Source organism: Spirosoma montaniterrae (genome assembly GCF_001988955.1).
Classification (GTDB): Bacteria; Bacteroidota; Bacteroidia; order Cytophagales; family Spirosomataceae; genus Spirosoma; species Spirosoma montaniterrae.
The window spans coordinates 2,688,799-2,711,159 of sequence record NZ_CP014263.1 but is presented as its reverse complement, the minus strand read 5'-3'; the positions used below and the strand labels follow the sequence as shown (position 1 = coordinate 2,711,159).

Here is a 22,361-nt window from a genome sequence, read left to right as displayed (position 1 = left end):
ACCCTCCGAAAACTATGCAAACGCTCTTACTCATTATGCTCTTAGTTCAAGTACCTGCTCCGCTCAAACCGGGCATCGAAAAAACACCGTTCGGTCAGATGCCCGACGGTCGGCCCGTTGACCTATTTACGCTCCGCAACGCATCGGGCATGGAAGTACAAATTACGAACTACGGAGCCTACATCGTCGCGATACGGACGCCGGACCGAACCGGCAAACTCGAAGCTGTTACGCTCGGCGTGCCGACGTTTGCCGATTATCTGAAAGGTACGCCCAGTTTTGGGCCGGTGATTGGCCGCTACGGCAACCGCATCGCCAACGCGTCGTTTACGCTCGATGGCAAAACCTACACGCTGGCCGCTAACAATGGCACCAACCACATTCACGGTGGCCCCGGCGGATTCGACAAAAAACACTGGTCGGTCTCTGTCATCGACGGTGAGGAACCAACGCTGAAACTGCAATATACCTCGCCCGATGGTGAAGAAGGGTATCCCGGCAATCTGTCGGTAGAGGTCAGCTACACACTTCAGCGCGACAATGCCCTCCGTATCGGCTACCGCGCTACCACCGACAAACCGACTGTACTCAACCTGACCAATCACGCCTATTTCAACCTGAGTGGCATGAAACGCGACGTGCTGAATACCGAACTGCAAATCAACGCCGACCGCTACCTGCCCACCACGCCCAAACAAATCCCGACCGGCGAACTGCGCCCCGTAGCCGGAACACCGTTCGATTTTCGCAGGCCGACGCCCATCGGCAATCGCATTAATGATACTACCGATGTGCAGATCAAATACGGTTACGGCTACGATCATTGCTGGGTGTTTGCTGATAATGACAAGTCGCTGAAATTAGGCGCGGTGGCCTACGAACCTACGAGCGGGCGTGTGCTGGAGATGTACACCACCGAGCCGGGCGTACAACTGTACACGGGCAATCACCTGAACGGCAAATTCACTGGTAAAGAAGGTATTGCCTACGGGCGTCGGTTCGGGTTTTGTTTAGAAACGCAGCACTTCCCCGACTCGCCCAATCAACCCAATTTCCCAACAACGGTACTCCGCCCCGGCCAAACGTTTCAGTCAACGACGGTATATAAATTCTCGGCGCGGTAGTAGCAAACCGCGTTTGGCGAGTTTTCGTACCTTTGCCCCCGCAAAACCGCCCGTATGCGCGGTAACAGTCGTTCATGGATATTCAGGAAGCCGTTAGTAGTGCCATTCAGCGGGCCATCGCCGAGTTATACCAACAGGAAATCAGCGAGGTAACGCTGCAACCCACCAAAAAAGAGTTCGACGGGTTGTACACGTTCGTTACATTCCCGCTCACGAAAACGTTGCGGCAACCGCCCGCGCAAATCGGGCAGGCTATTGGCGCGTGGTTGGTTGAAAACAGCGAAGTGGTGAGTGGCTTCAACGTGGTGCAGGGGTTTCTGAACATCAGCATTGCCGATGCCGCCTGGCTTACCGTACTGAACGACATGGCCCAAAACCCCAATTTCGGAACGCTGCCGAAACGGGGTGAGTCGGTGATGGTTGAGTTTTCGTCGCCCAATACCAATAAGCCGCTGCATCTCGGCCATTTACGCAATAATTTCTTAGGCGACTCGATGAGCCGGATTCTGAACGCCAACGGTTACGACGTGGTTAAAACCTGCATCGTCAACGACCGGGGCGTTCACATCTGCAAATCAATGCTGGCGTACCGGATGTTCGGTAGTGATGAAACGCCGGAGTCGTCGGGTATGAAGGGCGATCACCTGATTGGCAAGTATTACGTACTGTTCGACAAGGCGTATAAAGCGCAGGTTGAGGAGATGGTGGCCGCCGGTCAGCCGAAGGAAGAAGCAGAGAAAACGGCTCCGCTTATGCAGGAAGTACAGCAGATGCTTCGGCTCTGGGAACAGGGCGACCCCGAAACGGTAGCCCTCTGGCAAAAGCTCAATAATTGGGTCTACGCCGGTTTCGACCAGACATACAAGGCCATCGGCGTCAGCTTTGATAAAACGTATTACGAGTCGCAAACCTACCTGCTTGGTAAAGAAGTGGTAGACGAAGGGCTGGAAAAGGGCGTATTCTTCCGCAAAGACGACGGACCATCCGGTCGGGGTTCGGTCTGGATTGACCTGACCGACGCGGGCCTCGACCAGAAACTCGTGCTACGCTCCGATGGTACGTCGGTGTACATGACGCAGGACCTCGGCACCACCGACATGAAGTACGCCGACTTCGGCACCGACCGGCAAATATGGGTCGTGGGCAACGAGCAGGATTACCATTTCAACGTGCTGTTTGCCATCCTGGCACGGTTGGGTCGGCCCTACGCTGGTGGGCTGTATCACCTCAGCTACGGCATGGTCGATTTGCCAACGGGCAAGATGAAATCGCGCGAGGGTACGGTGGTCGATGCCGATGATTTGATTGCCGAAACCACCGAAGCAGCCGCCACTGCCGCCGATGAAGCTGCCAAAGGCAAACTCGATGAGTTTAGTGCTGCCGAAAAAGCGAACCTGTTTCATATGCTGGGCTTAGGCGCGTTGAAGTATTATTTGCTGAAAGTAGACCCGCAGAAACGAATGCAGTTCAACCCCGCCGAGTCGGTCGATCTGCATGGTAATACCGGCCCGTACATTCAATACGTTCACGCCCGGATTCGGTCGGTGCTGCGAAAGGCCCAGGAAAGTGGGCAGTGGGCAGTCGGCAGTGGACAGTTGGCAACCTCGCTTGACCCGATTGAGCAGCAACTGATTTTTCTGCTGAGCCAATATCCTCAGCGATTGCGCGAAGCGGGTACAGATTATGCACCCTCATACATGGCACAGTATGCGTATGACCTGGCAAAAACGTTCAATCAGTTTTATGATAAACTACCGATTCTGAAAGAAACTGATGCGGATAAATTGATAACCCGCCTGGTTCTGTCGGATTTGGTGGCGAAAACTATTCAGCAAACAATGGGTTTACTGGGTATCGAAGTCCCGGAGAAAATGTAATATGAAAAAGCCCCTCATTCTCACCCTAACTGGCGTGGCCGTTGTGGTTGCGCTCACCAGCTTTATGTCATTATCAACCCTCGTTAAAGGTATTTTCAGCGACAAAAAAGCCTCGGCTGCGGCCCCGGCCAATGCAGAAGCTCCCACCAAATCGCTGTACGATTTCACCGTAAAAAGCATTGACGGAAAACCCGTAGCCCTGAGTGGTTTCAAAGGTAAAAAAGTGGTTGTGCTGAACGTAGCCTCCAAGTGCGGTTTCACGCCCCAATACGCCGACTGGGAAAAATTCTACAAAGCGCATGGCGACAAAATTGTAGTACTGGGTTTCCCGGCCAACAACTTTGCCAATCAGGAGTCGGGCAGTAATGATGAGATTGCTACGTTTTGTCAGAAAAATTACGGCGTCTCGTTTCCCATGTTCGAGAAAGTGTCCGTAGTAGGCGACGATCAGTCTCCGCTCTATAAATGGCTCAGCACCAAGTCGATGAATGGTTGGAACGACAAAGCTCCGACCTGGAATTTCTGCAAATACGTCATCAACGAAAAAGGCGAACTGACCAATTTCTTCGCTTCGGGCGTAAAACCCGACGATGTCGAGTTTAAGAAAGCCGTAGGCATTTAAATTAAAGAGTGAAAGAGCGAAAGAGTGAAAGAATGCCCCAACCCAACTCCAGGTTGTCACGCTTTCGCTCTTTCGCTCTTTCACTCTTTCGCTCTTTTATGAAATCCTGGATTGCTGCGGCTCGACCGCGAACGTTGCCGCTGGCATTGGCGAGCATTATTCTTGGCTGTTTTCTGGCAATTGCCGACCGGCACTTTAGCTGGGAAATAGCTTTGCTGGCTGTATTGACTACTATTTTCCTGCAAGTGCTGTCGAATTTTGCCAACGACTACGGTGATGCCGTGTCGGGCAAAGACACCGAAGCGCGGGTCGGGCCGCGTCGGGCTGTGTCAACCGGCGATATAAGCCGGGAGACTATGTTGCGCGGCATTGTGGTGACGGGCGTTCTGGCGTTCATATCGGGCGTCTGGCTGCTGGTAGTGTCGCTGTTCGATGCCGACTGGACGCTCAATGCACCGGGCTTTTTCTATGGAATGCTGATACTTGGGTTGCTTAGCATTGCGGCTGCGGTAGGGTACACCAACGGCAGACGACCTTACGGCTACGCAGGTTTCGGCGACATTGCCGTGCTGCTGTTTTTTGGCTGGGTTGGTGTATTGGGTACATACTTTCTGCATACGCTCGACTTTCGGCCCTTGCTGCTGCTGCCTGCCACGGCGGTGGGTTTGTTTGCCACGGGTGTGCTGAATATCAACAACATACGCGACATAGAAACCGACGCACAGACCGGCAAACGCTCCATTCCGGTGCGGCTGGGCCGAACGCTGGCAATTCGTTATCATTGGGGTTTGCTGCTGGCGGGCATGACCTGTGCTGTGGCATACTCGTTCCTGACCGACGCCAAACTGATTTCGTATCTCTACCTGCTTACATTTCCGCTGTTTGTGCTGAATGGCCGAGCCGTAGCCACGCACAAACACCCCACCGAATTGAATCCCCGATTGGGTCAACTCGCCCTTACCACCCTGCTGTTCGTTATCCTGTTCGGCGTCGGGCAAGCCATCTGATTTACTCCCGCACTACTTTTCGCGTCAGGGTTTCGCTACCGATTTGAACCGTCAATAAATACGTTCCGGCAGTTGCGGGCAGTTTAATCGACTCATTAACGGACTGTGTAACGCCCGTTTGTTTTTGAAAAACGGTTTTCCCCTGCGTATTAGTTAGGTTCAGTCTAACGGCTTGCCGTTGGGTTAATGCCAATTCCACAACGATGACATCACGTGTTGGGTTTGGGTATACGAGCAGCCGCCCGTCGGTGGCTCCCTGCGTGGCGGTTGGAAACAGGACTATAATGTTGGCCTGGCCAGTCGCAGTGCCTTTGCCGCAGGCATTCTCAATGGTTTGAATGGTATACGTATCCGTGCGTAGTGGCTTGATTGTCAGTACGCTGGGGCTGGTATGAGCCGTGAACGCTGTTCCGTCCGAGAGCGTAGCCTGCCAGGGAGCATCGCCCGTAAACGTGGCCGTTACGGATGCAGGTTCGCCAATCAGTACTGTAGCTGTACCCGACAGGGTAGCCGTTGGCAGTGGTCTGACAGCAAACGCGGCTGATGGAATCAACTCGGCGTAGCTGATGCCGCGTGGCCGAACACGTAGCCGGTAGCCCGTTCCTGCCGAAACCGTTGCCGGAATGGTAGCCGACAGCGTGGTCAAGCTGCCCGAACCAACTACCCGCTCGGCAGCAAAGTTGCCCGCTGCATCCGACAACAGCACATCGTATTGCCAGCCAGCGGCTTTGGTCGTGTTTTCGGGCGTGGCAGTCAGTGAAACGGTGCTACCCACGCACACCGCAGGTACTGCCAACGAGCGGGTAGTTATTTTGGGCGCGGCCTGTACGGTTAGGTTAAACTGGTCGTTCAGGCATTGCCGGTTGTCGGTGACGGCTACCGGGAAGGTGCCCGCCTGATTGGCGATGTACCGGATGCTGCGGCCCGTTTGCCCGTTGGTCCAGCGGTATTCGCCCGGCCATGAGGCCAATAATTGCAGCGTGTCGGCAAATTCGGCGGTGAGCGAGGCTGTTTTGTTCACGTTTTTGAGAACAGTAAAGCGGTCGAATACGCTGCCATCTTCTAAAATATACTGAGCATCCAGCCGATTATCGTTCACATCGACCAACATCGAACCACCCAGAACGGTATTGCCTACCAGCATGGCAGGCATTGGGTAGCTGGCTCGTTGCCCACCCGGTGCGCCACCGGCACCGTTCACAACATATACCGTACCCTGACCTTTTGTTAGTATGGGGCACGAATTAGGGGAACCATCATAGCGGGCCGTCGTCGATTCAGCGATATGGCGGGTTGGGTCGAACGAATTAGCCAGGCCCGTATGACCCCGCATTCGGTAAAAGCGTTCATAAACGTGACTATGGCCGTTCAGGACGAGGTCGACGCCATACTGCTCAAAAATGGGTGTCAGGTTTTGCCGGATCAGGCGCAACTGCTCCTGCGTGTCGGAATCATGAGTGCCTTTGGTATAAGGCGGATGGTGAAAAATAACGATTGTCCACGGCAGACGGTTGGCGGTCAGATCGCGTTTGAGCCATTGAATCTGCACACTGGTTGTATCATAAACGCGTTTGTTATCGTCAGTTTGCTGGCCCTGCGAGTCGAGCGAAACAATATGCAGATTACCGTAATCAACTGAAAAATAAGTAGGCTTGCCCGACGCTACGCCCCCCGCTTCTCCGCGCTGGGGCATTGAAAACAACCGGTAGTAAGCAACGTCGAAATTGGTGTTACTGTCATTATAGTCATGATTGCCGGGGCTGGGAATAATAGGCGTATTTCGAAAAGTTGGCCCGTATACATCGAATACATATCGCTGATACTGATCTTCTGTGCCACAGCAGTACGCGTTATCGCCGAGCCACAACCAGGCATCTGCTGGTCGGCTGCTGATGGCACTGCGATACGCCTGATACGTCTGAATCTGCCGGTTGCCGGGGAAGCCAAAATCGCCCAGCACCCATAGTCGAAACGGCTGCGTACTACCCGTGGGCGGGGCTGTTTTAATGTAATAATCCGCACCGGATGCCAGCCGGGTGTCGTCGTAGCCTACGGCGTAGGTGTAGCGTGTGTTGGGTTGCAGGCCCGTGAGGGTCAGGCTATGTTCCTGGCTGGGCTGACTTTCGCGCTGGCTGTTGGTTAGTTGGGCAGCATCCGTACCGAACCATATTCGGCCCGTTGTGGGCTGATCGGTGCGCCAGCGCACAAAGGCCGAGTTGGGTGTTATGACCTGCCAGTACGGGCCACGCGTAATAAGTGGCGTTTGGGCATGTGCGTAGCCGAAAAAAAGCAGGAAAATAAGCGTAGAGAAATAGCGCATAATAGGGTATCTGCCGAAACCATAAAAATACGGATGCTCTGCCGATTCTCCTGCGTATTTGTTGCTGCTACATTAACTGCCATTCAGTAAGGCCCGGTGCATACGCAGCAAATAACGAACGGGCCAGTCGTTTTTGTTATACGACTCGAACTGAGCTATCTTGAGCAGTAGTAGCCGCTCCATTCGTCGGCGTTCATCGGGCGGCATACTACGCAACCGATTGGGGAACTCTTTCAGGTCACGGTCGAGGTGGGTGCAGGCTGTCGTCGGCAGAGAAAAATGCGATGCCAGCCGTTCGACATCAGACAGTTTCCATAAATCAGGTTTGGCACGCCGATTGCGGATGGCATTGCCGCTAACGCCCAAAGCAGCACCCAACTGTTCGTCGTTGAGTGCGCATTCACGCAGTCGCCACATAACGGCCTGATAATTATTGGCAAAGGTGTGCAGTGAAGAAAGTAGAGAATCAAGCAAGGCTGTACTTGTTTAGGAGTGATGATAGGTTTATTACCAAAAGGTATGTAATCCGTTCTTCTCCACTACTTACAAGATTCATGCCACTATTTGCACTGATATAGCCGCGATTCTGCCTATCTCACTACATTAACTTTCACGCGTAACGTAAACTCATCCATCTCAATGTCAGCCGCCGTGGATTCGGACGCTTCGCCGTTCAGACCATCGACTAAATCGAGTGAAACGGCCTGCACTTCCTGCTGAATGGTGTCTTTATGCTTTTCAACGGCTTCTGCCAACAGGAAATTATTGCGTTCGAGTTGAATGCTGATTTTATCCGTAACGTCAAAGCCCCGGTCTTTACGCAGGTTCTGAATCCGGTTCACTACGTCGCGGGCAATGCCTTCCCGACGCAACTCGTCGGTCACGGTTACGTCGAGGGCTACGGTCAGGCCACCTTCGCTGGCTACTAACCAGCCCGGAATGTCTTCGGTCAGAATCTCGACGTCGGATAGAATGATTGACTGATTGAGTGCCTGAATGAAAAATTCGCCCGACTGCTCCAAACCACGAAGCTCCTCATCGGTCATGGCTGAGATAGCGGCTGCTACGTCTTTCATCTGCTTGCCGAATTTGGGGCCGAGCGTTTTGAAGTTTGGCTTCACCCGCTTCTTCAGGATGCCACTTGTATCATCCACAAACTCAACGGCTTTCACGTTTACTTCCGACATAATAATGGGCGCAACGTGTTCAAGCTGTCGGCGGGTGTCGGCATTCAACACCGGCACCAGCACCCGGCTCAACGGTTGCCGCACCTTAAGTTTATGGCCTTTCCGCAGCGAATGCACCAGCGATGACACCTGCTGTGCCAGTTCCATCGACCGTTCCAGGTCGGCGTCAATCCAGTTTTCTTCGACCGGATGCCAGTTGGACAGGTGTACCGAATCGTGCTGGAATGGTGTGCTTCTCTCAATAGATTCTTCCCGAACGCAATCGGTCAGATTTCGGTACAGCCAATCGCCGAAGAACGGCGCAATGGGCGACATCAGTTGCGCTACGGCGGCTAAACAATGTTGAAGCGTTTCGTAAGCGGCCCGCTTGTCCTGCGGCATTCCCCCTTCTCCTGAATCAGGAGAGGGGTTAGGGGTGGTACTCCAGAACCGCCGACGCGACAGCCGCACATACCAGTTTGAAAGCTGATCGTTCACGAAGTCCTGAATCAGTCGTCCGGCTTTGGTGGGGTTGTAGGCTTCGTACTCCTCCGTTACCTCGCGTACCAGCGTGTTCAGCTTCGACAAAATCCAGCGGTCAAGTTCGGGCAGTTGTTCGCGCGGCACCCGGTCGAACTGGTTGATTTTGTAGCCGTCTAAGTTGGCGTAGAGCGCGAAGAAGTTGTAGGTGTTGAACAGGGTGCCAAAGAATCGGCGTTGTACTTCACCCACGCCATCGAGGTTGAACTTGAGGTTGTCCCACGGTTCGGCGTTGGTAATCATGTACCAGCGCGTAGCGTCGGGGCCATATTGTTCGAGCGTTTTGAATGGGTCGATGGCATTGCCCAGCCGCTTCGACATTTTGTTACCGTTCTTATCGAGTACCAGCCCGGTCGAAACCACGTTTTTGAACGCCACCGAATCGAACAGCAGCCCGGCGATGGCGTGGAGCGTAAAGAACCACCCCCGCGTCTGATCAACACCCTCCGAGATAAAGTCTGCCGGGAACGCCTTGCCAAACACGTCCTGATTCTCAAACGGATAATGCCACTGTGCATACGGCATCGCGCCCGAATCGAACCACACGTCGATCAGGTCGGGTTCGCGCTGCATCAGTTGACCGCTCTCCGAAACAAAGTAAATTTCGTCGGTATAAGGCCGGTGTAGGTCAAAGGTTGACTTGTTGACTGATTGAATGAACGAATTGTTGGCGTCGATGTAGGTTTGATATTGGGTCTTACCTTCCCGAACCCATTCAATCAGTCTGTCATTCGCTAATTCAATCATTGACACCAGTTCAGCTACTGAACCCACACAAACCTCTTCGCCTGATTCGCTCCGCCAGATGGGCAGGGGCGTTCCCCAGAAGCGGCTGCGGCTCAGGTTCCAGTCTACGAGATTTTCGAGCCAGTTGCCGAAACGTCCCGTTCCGGTGCTTTCGGGGTGCCAGTTGATGGTCTTGTTCAGCTCAACCAGCCGGTCTTTTTTAGCCGTTGTACGAATAAACCAGCTATCGAGCGGGTAATAGAGTATGGGCTTGTCGGTGCGCCAGCAGTGGGGGTAGGGGTGTTCGTACTTTTCGACCCGAAATGCCTTGTTTTCTTCTTTCAGTTTGATGGCAATCAGTACGTCGGTTGGCCTGAAGTTGGGGTCGGCGCGTTCGTCGTCGCTGTAATATTCTTCTTTCACATACCGACCGGCGAAGTCGGTAATCTCCTGCACAAACCGCCCTTGTTTGTCAACAATGGGCACGTCTTTGCCGGTGTCGTCTTTCACCATAATGGGCGGAATGCCAGCGGCCTGCGCCACCCGGAAGTCGTCGGCTCCGAACGTCGGCGAGGTGTGTACGACGCCCGTACCATCTTCGGTCGTTACAAAATCGCCCAGAATAACCCGGAAGGCAACCCCACCCCGGCCCTCCCCGTCGAGGGAGGGAGAAGGCTGCACGTAAGGCAATAGTTGCTCATACTCGATGCCTTCGAGGTGCGCGCCTTTGAACTCCGAAAGAATTGCCCATGGAATCAGTTTATCATTTGGCAGATAGGCATCGAAAGCCGGGCTTCCAGGCCCATCCTGCCGGCCTTTTTCATTGAACCACCGACCGACCAACGCTTTCGCCAGTACCACGTTGATGGGCTGATGCGTGTAGGCGTTGAATGTCTTTACGAGCACATAATCAATGTTTGCGCCAACCGTCAGGGCCGAGTTGGCGGGCAGGGTCCAGGGCGTAGTGGTCCAGGCCAGAATATGAACATCCTGATCGCCGGAGTCGAAAAACAGAAAGCCCGATTTACCACTGGGTCTTACTTTAAACTGCGCCACCACGGTTGTGTCGCGCACGTCGCGGTAGGTGCCGGGCTGATTCAGTTCGTGCGAACTTAATCCCGTGCCAGCTTTAGGTGAGTAAGGCTGAATGGTGTAGCCTTTATAGAGCAAATTCTGGTCATAGAGCCGTTTCAACAGGTTCCAGACCGACTCGATATACTCGTTTTTGTAGGTGATATACGGATTTTCGAGATCAACCCAGTAGCCCATTTTCTGGGTGAGGTCGTTCCATTGGTCGGTAAACCGCATCACCGTTTCGCGGCATCTGCGGTTATAGTCTTCAACACTAATGGTTTTGCCAATGTCATCTTTAGTGATGCCAAGCTCTTTTTCAACCTGCAATTCTATGGGCAGGCCGTGCGTGTCCCAACCACCTTTACGTGCTACCTGAAAGCCGCGTAGTGTTTTGTACCGGCAAAAAATATCTTTGATGGTCCGGGCCATGACGTGGTGAATGCCCGGCGTACCATTGGCCGACGGTGGTCCTTCATAAAACGTAAACGTTTCGGCCCCCTCGCGGGTACTGACCGACCGTTCAAAAACCTGGTTCTGATTCCAGTACGTTAACACCTCGGCGGCAAGTTGCGCGTAGTCGAGGGATTCATATTGCTGGTAGTTCACGCCTGACTGCATTAGAAAATTTCGGCAAAGATACAGTAACCGCACGGCCCAACGGTTTGAGTCGATCAAGATTCCTGTTCAGTAGCTAACAAAAAAGCGAACCTGCCGGGTTCGCTTGTATAAAAGACGAAAAGGCTGAAGGAATCTAAGACTCGCCCGAACGGGTAATATCCGCAATAATCGTTTCTACTTCGGCTTCCGGTCGACCTACCACCACCGCGATGGTGTGAATGTCCATGTTGAGTTTCAGCATCGCTTGCACTGTTTGCACGAGCATGCTCTGAACACCTTCCTGTTTGCCAAGTTGTATGCCTATTTGGCGACCTTCTTCGATGCCTCGTTGAATGCCTTTTTTTAACCCTTCCTGAATTAAAATTTCTGCTGCCGACATAGCTATATCTTTTGCGTGATACGAAACCTGACCAAAAATATGCACGATTTCCGGGGTTGTCAAGCCCGACGACCAGCTCATGTAGATGTACGCCGTTCCCAGAAATTGCTGCCCTTCCGGTTCATCCAGTAATTGCCGAATCAAAGAAGCATACTCGACAAACATACGCTGGAGTGCGTGCTTGTGCCGAATGTTTTTCAATAACTTAGCCGTAAGCTTCCCGAAACTCGTTTTGAGCGGCATCAAATCGCCTGTCTGAACGGTCGACAAATCGAACAGTAGATAATCGAATGCGGGTAGAAATCGATGTAAGGAAGTATCAGCTTCGGTAAAATAAGCGGCAAACGGTCGTTGATTCCAGCGGGTTCTACCGTGATAAACAACAATCGGAATAATTGGCACGGGGCGTTGTTTCTGCCGTATCTGGTGCGTCCAGTAATTGAGCAGGTATTGATTTAGCTGCAAATGCGGATACCTGACCGGGTAACTTTTGTGTTCGAGCAGCAGAGCAATACGCAGAGGCTTTTTGCCGTACTGTACCGAAAAGAGCAGATCGGCAAAATGTTCGCTTAGTTGCTCATCGATAAACGAATCGGTTTCCCGAACAAGTGTGCCAAGATCGAGTCGTTCAAACACGTCGCGGGGCATGAACGCCTGCGCGAAATCGGCAAAAATGAGTGGCTGCGAAAATGTTGCCTTAAAAAATCGGTCGTGTGGATTGTCGGGCTGGGTGGGCATTGATAGTTAAAATGCAACTTAGACGCACGGATTTGCCCATTGTCACTCCACAAAAAAGTCGCCCGACAACGTTGCCGGGCGACTGAGAAAACGAATTCAACTCAACTCAACTCAACTTAACTTAACTCAACTTAACTTAACGGAATAACTCATCAAACGTCAGGGCTACGTAATACAATCCGCCAATCTGAGCCAGGCCGTAGCCCTGCGAATAGTACTTATTCAGGATGTTAGCTCCACCGAATTTTACAACCGATTTGGCGACTGGCAGACGATAGCTCACCTGCGCGTCGAGCGATGTCCAGCTTGGTAGCCAGATGTCACCCGCTGTGGTACCCTGTTCTACCCACATCTTGTCGGTCCATCGGTAGGTAATGTTGAAGCCGAGATTGCCGCCGTTGATGCGTGGGTTGGCAAGACTGATGTTGTAGCGATTTTCGGGCGAGATAAAGAAGTTACGGCCCAGTTGAGCCACGTCGGGGTCGCTCATGCGCCGGTTCACGATGGGTTCGCCAGCGCGGTTGTTGCGCACGTTGCCCTGCGCGTCGCGGAGCGTGATGCTACCCACCTGCCGGGCGTAGTTGCCACTCAGCGCGAAGCCCCGACCCAGCACATATTCGGCACCAAAGCCCCAGCCGTTTACAAATATCTCGTTGAAGTTATTGAAGTTAACCTGCAACGTGCGGTAGTTCGACGGCGTTCGGAACGCATCGGGACCACCGCCCGGCGTCAGCAACTGGAAGAAACTCTGGGCCGCAATAAAATCGGTGTAGCGGCTATGAAAGTAAAAGCCATCGATAAACAACTTGTTATTAATCAGCGTCTTATAGCCTACTTCCCAGGTATTGATTTTTTCGGTTGTAAAACGAGATGGGTCGTAGGCGCGGGCCGTTAGCTGGTCGGCAGTGATGCGTCCGGCTACGTAGTCGTTCACATCGGCACCCAAAAAGGCGCGGTTGGTGTTCAGCCCGGCGCGGTCGGCGGCAACACTCGAACCACCTACTTCGCCACCCTGCCCGGTCGGTGGCACGGCGAACAACTGCCCCGGCGAGGGGTTACGGAATGCCGACTGCCACGATCCCCGGAAGTTGTGTGGCCCAACACTCAGCACACCCGATGCGCGTGGGGTGAAACCACCCTGAAAATACTGGTTCTTGTCGTATCGAACGGCTACTGTCGGTTTGAACGTGATGGGCTGACGGGTCAGACCAATCGACCCTAAGCGGAACTCCTTCGACAACTGCGCATACGCTCCGTATTCGTTGATGGTGTATTCCGAACCATCGGCATTGAGCGGTAAGGCCGTGCCGCCTGTAGCAAGGAGGAATCGGCGGAAACTACCACCCACAATCAACTCAGCTATTTTAATATGCTTCGTGAAATTGTACATTCCCTCGAAGTGGTTCATAGTCGAATTGTCTTTGAAACGCACCCCATTCCGGCCTAAACTGGCAATTCGCACGTTATTATACGTGTTCGCCAACTGGTCGCGAATATCGTTAAACTGGCTCGAACCGGGCATGAAACGCCCCTGATTGGCAGCTTGGCGAGCGGCTTCGAGTTGCCCACCGTTAGCGGCAAAAGCGGCTGCAAAATCACCTGCCCAACCCGTCGTGGCCGTTCCGAGGGGTTTCCAGGCGTTGTTGATAGCCGCAGCCGTTTGCCCGATGTTCCAGCCTTCGGCATTCTGGCGTGTGGTGTAAGCCCGCACAAAAAAGTTTTCGCCTTTGATTTCGGCCCGGAACTGATGCCGGATGTAGTTCGGGAAATATTCACGGAAACCGGCAGTACGGATGAGGTTTCCGTTGCCGTAATACCAACCGAGCGACGCTTCTACATTGCGGCCCAGTTTGTAATGCAGCGAGACGTTGGCGCGGTTGTTAAACACCTTACCATTATTACCCAGTACGTCGAGTTCGGTGTATCCCGTGCGGGTTACCAAGCGATTTTGCAGGGCCGCATTGGTGAAGTTGGCCGGAAACCGGAACGCCCCGCCCGCGTTGATGTCATCGCCGTAGATATTCACCCCGTCGTATTCGAAATTGGCGTTGCGGTTGCTGTTCGGCACGTAGCCGACACCCGTTGCCACATTCCCCCGGTTCGGGTCGACGGCCCAGAAATTGGTTCTGGCACTTGTCGAACGGTCGTTATAATCATCGGCAATAAAATCAGTGCCATCGAGCCGCTGAAAATTCACTTTAAACGCAAAGCGTGTACCGAATTGTTTAGCGTACCGAATCGCTACGTCGTAGTAGCCTTTGGGACCGAAGTTAGCTTTGCCAACGTTGTTGGCACCAACTTTTACCTGTGCGCTCAACCCCTGGTATGTGAATGGATTCTTGCTGGTGGTCAGCATCAGCCCCTGCAACGCATCTGGCCCGTACAACGCCGACGACGCCCCCGGAATCAGTTCGATGCTTTCGATGTCGAGGTCGGAAATGCCCGCCACGTTGCCAAAACCGAAGCCTAAGCCCGGCGAGCGATTGTCCATGCCATCGGTGAGTTGCACGAAGCGGTTGTTGTTATTAGCCCCAAAACCGCGCAGGTTTACCGATTTGAAGGTCAGGCTCTGGGTGAGCAGGTCGACGCCTTTGAGGTTCTGGAGGGCATCGAAGGGGTTGGCTGCCGGGGAGTTGGCAAACTGGCGGGCACCGAGCCGCTCAACGGTCACGGCGGCTTTGGTGATGCTTTCTTCGACCCGGCTGGCCGATACCACTACCTCATCGGCCACAATTGCCGATTCGGCCAAACTGAAATTCAGGACGCTGGTGCCGTTATTGACCACAATTTCCTGCCGGGCATAGCCTACAAACGAGGCCACGAGCGTGAGCGGAAAGGGACCCGGAACGGCAAGCTGGTATTTACCGTCACGGTTGGTGGCTGTACCGATGTTAGTGCCTTTTACTGTGATGTTCACGCCCGGAATGGGGCTGTTAGTGCCAACTTCTGTGACAGTGCCGGTCAGCACGGTTTGAGCGAATGTTTGAGTCAGACAAAGTACGGCGAGCCAGGTTGTTAGAAAAATGTGCCTCATAAACAGCGAAGTGGGTATGTGAAAAAAGAACGACGTGTGTACTATTCTCCCGGTGTTAGATAGAGTATAGTACTTATTCTATTGAATTGGTAGATTTTTGCAAACATACAGCCAATGCTGCAAATTCTACTACTGCAAGCAGAAAAATTAGCAGACATAGTACCGATGGTGGCATACGAGCGGGTGGCAAAAGTAAAACAATTCCAACAAAAATTTGAACAAAGAAAGCATCAGCTTTATGAAAAGAGAAATCACAGTTTTTTATAAAGTATTACCAAAAGTTATGTGATTACTCTGTTTTTGCTTTACTTGCCGCTGTACGTATTAGCCCCCATTCGTATGGAAGATTTTCGGCTCAAAGTGTTTGCCGCCGTAGCCCGTAATCAAAGCTTTACCAGAGCAGCCGCCGAGTTATCGCTGAGTCAGCCGGCAGTTACCAAGCAAATTAAAAATTTGGAAGACCTGCTTGGTGCCCGCCTGTTCGACCGGAAAGGCAACACCATTCTCACCACGCCCGAAGGGGCCGTTGTGCTGCGGTACGCCAATGAGATTTTTACGTTATACCAGGGTATTCAATTTGAATTAGGAGCCATGCGCGACCAACTGTCGGGCGAGTTTCGGCTGGGGGCCAGCACTACCATCGCACAGTACCTGATTTCGCCGGTTCTGGCGTCATTCCATGAAAAATTTCCGCAGATTCAACTCAGTCTGCTCAACGGAAACTCTGAGATTATTGAAAATTCAGTTTTGTCCAAATCCATTAGTTTGGGTATTGTGGAAGGTAAACGCCATCACCCCGGTCTCAAATACGTCGATTTCACGTCCGACGAACTGGTACTGGTCACGAACAGTAAGAGTCAGTTTGCCCGAAAAAGTCAGGTTAATTTGAGTGATTTAGCTACTATGCCACTCGTACTGCGCGAACGTGGGTCGGGTACGCTCGAGGTGCTGGAAAGTGCATTGAAAGAGCAGAACGTAAAGCTGTCGTCGTTGCCCGTTATTATGCATTTGGGTAGTACTGAGAGCATTAAGTCGTTTTTAGAAAATTCCAACTCCGTTTCGTTTGTGTCGATCCGGGCTATTCAGAAGGAGATTGCCTACGGTGAACTAACGATTCTACCAATCAACGGCTTTCGGATTATGCGCAAGTTCTCGTTTATTCACCTGCTCGGACAACCCGATGGCGTATCGACCACATTTATGCGATTTGCCATGCGTCAATATAACAAAAAGTAATCGAGTATCAAAAAACATCATTTTTCTTAGGAAAAATAGACAAATAGCTTTGCCAGCATGAATGGCAAAAAAGCGTTGTATGTATTCACGGCGGTTGTGTGTTTTCTGCCGGTGATAACATCATCGGGGTCTTTACTGCTGGGGCTGGCTTTCGCGCTGATAGTGGGCAATCCGTTTAAGGAGCAGGCGGGTCGGTGGGGCGGTTATCTGCTGAAAGCATCGGTAATTGGGTTGGGTTTTGGCATCAATATGCATGTACTTATCAAAGCAGGGCAGGCTAATATCGGCACCACTACCATCTTTGTGCTGAGCGTGCTGGCGTTGGGTCTGCTGTTGGGACGGCTGCTGGGCATCGACCGGCTCACGGGCCTGCTGGTTGCAGTCGGAACGGCCATTTGCGGGGGGAGTGCCATTGCCGCCGTGGGATCGGTGATGAAGGCTAACCCCAGTCAACTGTCGATGGCGACAGGCGTGGTATTTCTGCTTAATGCCGTGGCCCTGTTCGTATTTCCGGCGATGGGACATGCACTCGGTTTAACGCAAGAGCAGTTTGGAACGTGGGCAGCCATTGCCATTCACGATACAAGCTCGGTGGTGGGCGCGTCGGCGCGGTATGGCGATACAGCCCTGCACGTAGCGTCGATTACCAAAATGCTGCGGATACTCTGGATTATTCCGGTGTCGTTGCTATTGGTGGTGGGATTTGCCGAAAACCGCGAATCGTTTAAGATTCCGATGTTTATTGTGGGGTTTGTGCTGGCGTCGTGTCTGTATAGTTTCGTACCGGCGATACAGCCACTCGCGAAACCTCTATACACAGCGGCCAAGCAGACAATGGTAGTAAGTTTGTTTTTGATTGGTTCCAATTTGTCACTCAGCTCGCTGAAAGCCGTGGGCGGGGCTGTACTTTTGCAAGCCGTACTACTCTGGGTTGTGGTCAGCATCTCGGCGTTGTTATTTGTGATGTATGTGTAAGGCGGGTGGAAACCCGCAGTGATAAACTCAGAGTGCGGGTTTTTACCCGCCTTACTACACCATGCGGGTTTCCACCCGCGTTACTATATGAAAAACGATTTGCATAACCGGCGGGGATTTTTGCGGAAAAGTGCTTTGGCTGCACTTGCGGCAATGGTTGGCGCGGAAGTTGTTTTCGCCGAACACATGCCGCCGAACTACGTGCCGCTGGGTTTCGACATTGATCCGATGAAGGGTAAAATCCCCGACATGAAGGTGCTGGGCGATAAACCCTGGAACGTGGAAACGCCCATTCACCGGCTCGACGATGCCATTACGCCCGTTGAGAAAATGTTTATTCGGAACAACGGCCTTCTGCCATCGCAGCCAATCGACCCAAACGCCTGGACACTGACGATCAACGGTGAATCGGTAAAAGCACCAAAAACCTATACCCTGACCGAACTGAAGAAGCGGTTTAAATCCTATACGTATCAGGTAGTGCTGGAATGTGGCGGTAATGGACGGTCGGGGTTTGAGCCGCAGACATCTGGCAACCCCTGGGATCAGGGAGCCGTTAGCTGCGCCGAGTGGATGGGCGTGCGGCTAAAAGACGTGCTGGCCGACGTGGGCCTGAAAGACGACGCCGTGTACATTGGTTATTACGGCAAAGACCTGCATCTGAGCCAGGACCCGGCCAAAGTGGCGATCTCGCGCGGAGTACCGATAAAGAAAGCTCTCGAAAACGAAACGTTGCTGGCCTGGGCTGTGAATGGCAATGATATTCCACTCGTGCATGGCTACCCGCTGCGATTGGTAGTGGGTGGGTGGCCTGCGTCGGTGTCGGGTAAGTGGCTGCATACCATTGCGGTGCGCAACAAAGAGCATGACGGAGCCAAAATGGAAGGCCACAGTTACCGAATGCCGGTCCGGCCCGTTCAGCCCGGCGAAAAGATTGCCGAAACGCCCGAAAATTTCCGCATCATCGAGTCGATGCCCGTCAAATCACTGATTACGTACCCTCAGAGCGGAGCCATGTTCGATCTGAAAACGAAGCTGGCTCTGCGTGGTCATGCGTGGGCGGGCGACCGCGCCGTGGCAAACGTACACACGTCGATTGACTACGGGGCAACCTGGCAACCGTGCAAGTTGCAGGCTCCCAAAAACCGGCTCGCCTGGCAGCACTGGCAAACTGAAATCGCGTTTCCAAAAGCGGGCTACTACGAAGTCTGGGTACGCGCCACCGACGATGCCGGCGTGTCGCAGCCGATGGTGATTCCCCAGTGGAACCCCGGTGGTTATCTCAACAATGCCTGCCATCGCATTGCTATAAAGGCGGTATAAAGAAAAAAGAAGGATGAAACCCATTCAACTCCTCGCTCTCACGGCGGTTTTGTTTGTAGCATTAGTCGGCTTCCGAACGGGCAAACGGCCCGCGCCGAACGGTTGGGCAACAGTGGCCGATACGCTGAAAGTTGACGCCGAAACCGGGCTGGTCGACGATACTAACCTGATGCTGGTGAAGGCGCAATGCACCGCCTGCCATTCGAGCAAACTGATTTTACAGCACCGATTCACGCGCGACGGCTGGCAGGAGCGTATCCGCTGGATGCAGAAATACCACAAACTCTGGGACTTGGGCGAATCGGAAAAAGTAGTACTCGATTATCTGGAAAAGTATTACGGCCCTCAAACCGCACGATTCAGTAACACGCTCCGCCGGGCACCCCTGAAAAACGTGCAGTGGTATCAACTTGAACAGTAGCAAAGACACAATTTTATGTTAACAGAACCCATTCAAGCCGTAGCTATCCGCACGGAGAAGCGCGTTTGCGAGGTCGCGTGGTTCGATGACCTTTGCGGGGGCGACACGGCCTACCTCGGCACCATCGACCCCGCCCGGCGCAGTGATTACGCCCATTGTGCCGACATCATGAAAACTGCCGACCGGCTGGGCTTTCAGAATATTCTGCTGCCTACGTCCTATGTGGTAGGGCAGGAGGTGCTGCCGTTTGCGGGGGCTATGGCTCCGCAGGTGAAAAACATTTCGATGCTGACGGCCATTCGAACCGGCGAAATTCACCCCCCCATGCTGGCCCGGCACCTCGCCACGCTCGACCATATGCTGGAAGGACGGCTGACGATCAATATCATCAACTCCGATTTGCCGGGTTTGAAAGAAGATCACGAGATGCGCTACAAACGTTGCGAAGAGGTTATCGAAATCCTCAAGCAAGCCTGGACACAGGAGCGCATCGAGTTTGAGGGCGACATTTACGGCAAGATCAGCCTGCCCGCCGGTCCCGTAAAACCTTATCAGCAAAACGGCGGACCGCTACTCTATTTTGGTGGCATCTCGCCCGGTTCCAAAGAAGTATGCGCCAAATATTGCGATGTGTTTCTGATGTGGCCCGAACCCGAAGATAGCATCTACGAAACCATGCAGGACATGAGCGAACGGGCCGCCCGGCATGGCCGCACCATCGATTTTGGTTTGCGTATTCACGTCATTGTGCGCGAGACCGAAGAAGAAGCCCGCGCCTATACCAAAACGCTGATGTCGAAGTTCGATGCCGAAGTGGCCGAACACCTTAAACACCGCACCCAGGATTCTAAATCGGCGGGCGTACTGCGGCAGGATGAGTTTCGTAAACAGGCCGACCCCGATGATTTCATTGAGCCAATGCTCTGGACGGGCATCGGTCGCGCCCGGTCGGGTTGCGGTGGGGCTATCGTTGGTACGCCCGACCAGATTCTGGAAAAAATGCACCGGTACATGGACATGGGCATCCGGGCGTTCATATTGTCGGGGTATCCGCTGATTGACGAGTGTGAACTGTTTGGCAAGCACCTACTGCCCCACTTACCAAACGTGAAACTATCTGTCGAACAGGGGCGCACACCCGCTACCACGCCCAGCACACCGTTGACGACAGGTATATTCACGTAGAGACGCAACCCTTTGCGTCTCCTCGTGCGCCAGCCGTTACGTCTTCTCGTGCGCCAGCCATTTTATAAAAACCATCCGGCAGAGGAGACGCAAAATCTTGCGTCTCTACTAAAACACACTGTAAATGCTCCAATCCCTATCCACCGTCGATTTGGCTGTTGTGATATTACTATTACTTTTTTTGGTAATAGCCAGTATGTATTCCAGCCTGAAGAAGAAGAGTTCCGATGAGTATTTCATGGCTGGGCACTCGCTGAAATGGTACTCGGTGGCAGGGTCGATTTTTGGTACGAATATTCATGCCCAGCAAATTATCGGCATGATGGGCATCGGCTACTCGATTGGATTTGCCCAGAGCCATTACGAGGTATGGGCCGTGCCTGCTATTCTGGTGCTGGTGTATGTGTTTATCCCCATTTATCGGAAACGGCAGTTTTTTACCCTTTCGCAGTTTCTTGAAAATCGCTATAACGAGCATACCCGGTTGGTTTACACGGTGCTGATGCTGGCGTTTATCATGATTCAGCTTATCGGCGGGTTTTACATCGGGAGCCGAACGCTGGGTATTTTGCTCGATGGTACATCGTTCGAGCCAACGTACTTGCAAGGTATTCTGGTAATTGCGGGTGTGACGATTGTATTTACCGTCTTCGGCGGCATGGAGTCTGTGGTGATTGCTGATAACATTCTGACTGTCATCATGATTATCGCCGTACTGACAATGGGGACGCTAACCTACCTCCAGCCCGAAATAGGTGGTCTGAGCGGACTGCTTGCCATCGATAAGGCCGGAGCCAACAAGATGCACCTATACCTGCCTGCCAACCACCCCAAACTACCCTGGCTCGGCATTTTTACAGGGCTTACTATTCTGAATTTTTTTTACTGGACTACCAACCAATATCAGGTGCAACGCGTATTGGCCGCCCAGACCGAGTACGACGCCCGGTTAGGGTCACTGGCGGCTGGCTTCCTGAAACTGCTGATTCCGTTCTTTTCCATCGGAGCCGGTTCGGCGGCTTACTACCTGTTTACCAGCCGTTTCGGGGCCGATGTGGTCAAGCCCGACGATACGTTTCTGACCCTGCTCAGAACGGTTGTACCGGTGGGTTACGGGCTGGTGGGGCTGATTCTGGCGGGGTTGATGTGCGCCATTTTTTCAGCCATCTACTCCATGATGAACTCCGTCTCGACTATGCTGGCTTATGACGTATTTCGTAAGTACATCCGACCGAATGCCACTGATTCGGCCACGGTGCGGTTTGGGCAGTTGGGCGTCTTTCTGATGTGCGCCGTAGCCGTGCTGCTGGCCTACACCACCTACGATCCTACCTCATCCGACAACTTTTTTCTGATTCTTGCCAACCAAACGTCCTACATCAAACCGGGTTTGGTTGTTGCGTTTTTCTGGGGTGTGTTGTGGAAGAAAACTAACCCAATTGCCGCCGTAATTGTGCTGGTATGCTCGCCCCTGATTGGTTTTGGCTGCGACTTTGTATACAACAACTGGCTGGCACAGAGCGCGTTTGTGCGCGATACATTCGGCGAAACGCTGAATTTTCTGTACCGCGTATTTTTGATTTTTGTGATTGGCTCCGGTCTGATTGCCGCTTTGAGCGTGTATTTCAACAAACGCAGCGTTCAGAGCCGCGACCACGACGACCTGACCATAACGTTCAGCGGTATTGGTGGGGCGTTGCTGCGTTTTGCAGCCTTGCAGGTGCCAATTCTACTACTTGTTTTTGCCGACGTAATCAGCCCGCAAACCGCTGCGCTTCCGGCGGCATTAGTTACGCTTGGCCTGTTTGGATGGTACGAACGGCGGCAAACAGAACGCCCGGTATTTTACCAATCCGACATTTTTTATGCCGGATTACTCACGGGCGCAATGGTCTGGATTATGTATTATTTTGCGTGACACCCCACCCCCGTCCCCTCCCCGTTAGGGAGGAGCGCGAAGCTTTTCAGGCTTGCCCCTCCCTAACGGGGAGGGGAC

At 53.0% G+C, this 22,361-nt stretch carries 16 protein-coding genes; 11 read left to right on the top strand and 5 right to left on the bottom strand.

The window, feature by feature from the left end:
• The first annotated feature begins 14 nt into the window (after window positions 1-14).
• From AWR27_RS11785 to AWR27_RS11770, 4 genes are all read left to right on the top strand, one after another.
• The gene (locus AWR27_RS11785; protein ID WP_077131354.1) at window positions 15-1,124 is read left to right on the top strand and encodes an aldose epimerase family protein; all 1,110 of its coding nucleotides are present in this window, start codon (window positions 15-17) and stop codon (window positions 1,122-1,124) included.
• A 74-nt stretch (window positions 1,125-1,198) separates the two neighbouring features.
• On the top strand, window positions 1,199-3,001 hold the full coding sequence (gene argS / locus AWR27_RS11780; RefSeq protein ID WP_077131353.1) for an arginine--tRNA ligase: 1,803 nt from the start codon (window positions 1,199-1,201) through the stop codon (window positions 2,999-3,001).
• Between the two features lies 1 nt (window position 3,002).
• A complete protein-coding gene (locus tag AWR27_RS11775) occupies window positions 3,003-3,623 on the top strand; it encodes a glutathione peroxidase (protein WP_077131352.1) in 621 nt (206 codons plus the stop codon).
• 98 nt (window positions 3,624-3,721) lie between these two features.
• Window positions 3,722-4,630 carry a 1,4-dihydroxy-2-naphthoate polyprenyltransferase gene (locus AWR27_RS11770; protein ID WP_077131351.1) on the top strand — a complete coding sequence of 303 codons (909 nt, stop codon included), beginning with the start codon at window positions 3,722-3,724 and terminating at the stop codon, window positions 4,628-4,630.
• A 1-nt stretch (window position 4,631) separates the two neighbouring features.
• Here AWR27_RS11770 and AWR27_RS11765 read toward each other — a convergent pair whose 3' ends face one another.
• From AWR27_RS11765 to AWR27_RS11745, 5 genes are all read right to left on the bottom strand, one after another.
• Window positions 4,632-6,950 carry a metallophosphoesterase gene (locus AWR27_RS11765; RefSeq protein ID WP_077131350.1) on the bottom strand — a complete coding sequence of 773 codons (2,319 nt, stop codon included), beginning with the start codon at window positions 6,948-6,950 and terminating at the stop codon, window positions 4,632-4,634.
• A gap of 72 nt (window positions 6,951-7,022) precedes the next feature.
• Window positions 7,023-7,424, bottom strand: a complete 402-nt coding sequence (locus AWR27_RS11760; RefSeq protein ID WP_232326044.1) for a hypothetical protein — start codon at window positions 7,422-7,424, stop codon at window positions 7,023-7,025.
• Window positions 7,425-7,540: 116 nt separating this feature from the next.
• Complete coding sequence (gene ileS, locus AWR27_RS11755; RefSeq protein ID WP_077133947.1) at window positions 7,541-11,074, bottom strand: isoleucine--tRNA ligase; 3,534 nt, start codon at window positions 11,072-11,074, stop codon at window positions 7,541-7,543.
• A gap of 133 nt (window positions 11,075-11,207) precedes the next feature.
• Window positions 11,208-12,191 carry an Rpn family recombination-promoting nuclease/putative transposase gene (locus AWR27_RS11750; protein ID WP_077131348.1) on the bottom strand — a complete coding sequence of 328 codons (984 nt, stop codon included), beginning with the start codon at window positions 12,189-12,191 and terminating at the stop codon, window positions 11,208-11,210.
• Between the two features lie 136 nt (window positions 12,192-12,327).
• Window positions 12,328-15,225 carry a TonB-dependent receptor gene (locus tag AWR27_RS11745; protein WP_077131347.1) on the bottom strand — a complete coding sequence of 966 codons (2,898 nt, stop codon included), beginning with the start codon at window positions 15,223-15,225 and terminating at the stop codon, window positions 12,328-12,330.
• Window positions 15,226-15,339: 114 nt separating this feature from the next.
• On the opposite strand from AWR27_RS11745, the gene AWR27_RS25780 reads away from it, so the two are divergent.
• The 7 genes from AWR27_RS25780 to AWR27_RS11715 all read left to right on the top strand — a co-directional run bounded on the left by AWR27_RS25780 (window position 15,340) and on the right by AWR27_RS11715 (window position 22,283).
• Entirely contained in the window at window positions 15,340-15,492 is a 153-nt protein-coding gene (locus tag AWR27_RS25780) for a hypothetical protein (RefSeq protein ID WP_157579198.1), read from the top strand.
• A gap of 18 nt (window positions 15,493-15,510) precedes the next feature.
• Window positions 15,511-16,461 (top strand): LysR family transcriptional regulator, encoded by a 951-nt coding sequence (locus AWR27_RS11740; protein ID WP_232326043.1) that lies wholly within the window; start codon window positions 15,511-15,513, stop codon window positions 16,459-16,461.
• Between the two features lie 57 nt (window positions 16,462-16,518).
• The gene (locus AWR27_RS11735) at window positions 16,519-17,436 is read left to right on the top strand and encodes a YeiH family protein (RefSeq protein ID WP_077131346.1); all 918 of its coding nucleotides are present in this window, start codon (window positions 16,519-16,521) and stop codon (window positions 17,434-17,436) included.
• 87 nt (window positions 17,437-17,523) lie between these two features.
• Window positions 17,524-18,759, top strand: a complete 1,236-nt coding sequence (locus AWR27_RS11730; protein ID WP_077131345.1) for a sulfite oxidase — start codon at window positions 17,524-17,526, stop codon at window positions 18,757-18,759.
• A 13-nt stretch (window positions 18,760-18,772) separates the two neighbouring features.
• A complete protein-coding gene (locus AWR27_RS11725) occupies window positions 18,773-19,180 on the top strand; it encodes a hypothetical protein (RefSeq protein ID WP_077131344.1) in 408 nt (135 codons plus the stop codon).
• A 15-nt stretch (window positions 19,181-19,195) separates the two neighbouring features.
• Window positions 19,196-20,365: an LLM class flavin-dependent oxidoreductase gene (locus AWR27_RS11720; protein ID WP_077131343.1), complete on the top strand. Its 1,170-nt coding sequence runs from the start codon at window positions 19,196-19,198 to the stop codon at window positions 20,363-20,365.
• Window positions 20,366-20,489: 124 nt separating this feature from the next.
• A complete protein-coding gene (locus AWR27_RS11715; RefSeq protein WP_077131342.1) occupies window positions 20,490-22,283 on the top strand; it encodes an SLC5 family protein in 1,794 nt (597 codons plus the stop codon).
• The last annotated feature ends 78 nt before the right edge of the window (window positions 22,284-22,361 follow it).

Coding starts and splice junctions, on each gene's coding strand:
- AWR27_RS11785 (WP_077131354.1), top strand. CDS start 15: ATGCAAACGCTCTTACTCATTATGCTCTTAGTTCAAGTACCTGCTCCG.
- argS (WP_077131353.1), top strand. CDS start 1,199: ATGGATATTCAGGAAGCCGTTAGTAGTGCCATTCAGCGGGCCATCGCC.
- AWR27_RS11775 (WP_077131352.1), top strand. CDS start 3,003: ATGAAAAAGCCCCTCATTCTCACCCTAACTGGCGTGGCCGTTGTGGTT.
- AWR27_RS11770 (WP_077131351.1), top strand. CDS start 3,722: ATGAAATCCTGGATTGCTGCGGCTCGACCGCGAACGTTGCCGCTGGCA.
- AWR27_RS11765 (WP_077131350.1), bottom strand. CDS start 6,950: ATGCGCTATTTCTCTACGCTTATTTTCCTGCTTTTTTTCGGCTACGCA.
- ileS (WP_077133947.1), bottom strand. CDS start 11,074: ATGCAGTCAGGCGTGAACTACCAGCAATATGAATCCCTCGACTACGCG.
- AWR27_RS11750 (WP_077131348.1), bottom strand. CDS start 12,191: ATGCCCACCCAGCCCGACAATCCACACGACCGATTTTTTAAGGCAACA.
- AWR27_RS11745 (WP_077131347.1), bottom strand. CDS start 15,225: ATGAGGCACATTTTTCTAACAACCTGGCTCGCCGTACTTTGTCTGACT.
- AWR27_RS25780 (WP_157579198.1), top strand. CDS start 15,340: ATGCTGCAAATTCTACTACTGCAAGCAGAAAAATTAGCAGACATAGTA.
- AWR27_RS11735 (WP_077131346.1), top strand. CDS start 16,519: ATGAATGGCAAAAAAGCGTTGTATGTATTCACGGCGGTTGTGTGTTTT.
- AWR27_RS11730 (WP_077131345.1), top strand. CDS start 17,524: ATGAAAAACGATTTGCATAACCGGCGGGGATTTTTGCGGAAAAGTGCT.
- AWR27_RS11725 (WP_077131344.1), top strand. CDS start 18,773: ATGAAACCCATTCAACTCCTCGCTCTCACGGCGGTTTTGTTTGTAGCA.
- AWR27_RS11720 (WP_077131343.1), top strand. CDS start 19,196: ATGTTAACAGAACCCATTCAAGCCGTAGCTATCCGCACGGAGAAGCGC.
- AWR27_RS11715 (WP_077131342.1), top strand. CDS start 20,490: ATGCTCCAATCCCTATCCACCGTCGATTTGGCTGTTGTGATATTACTA.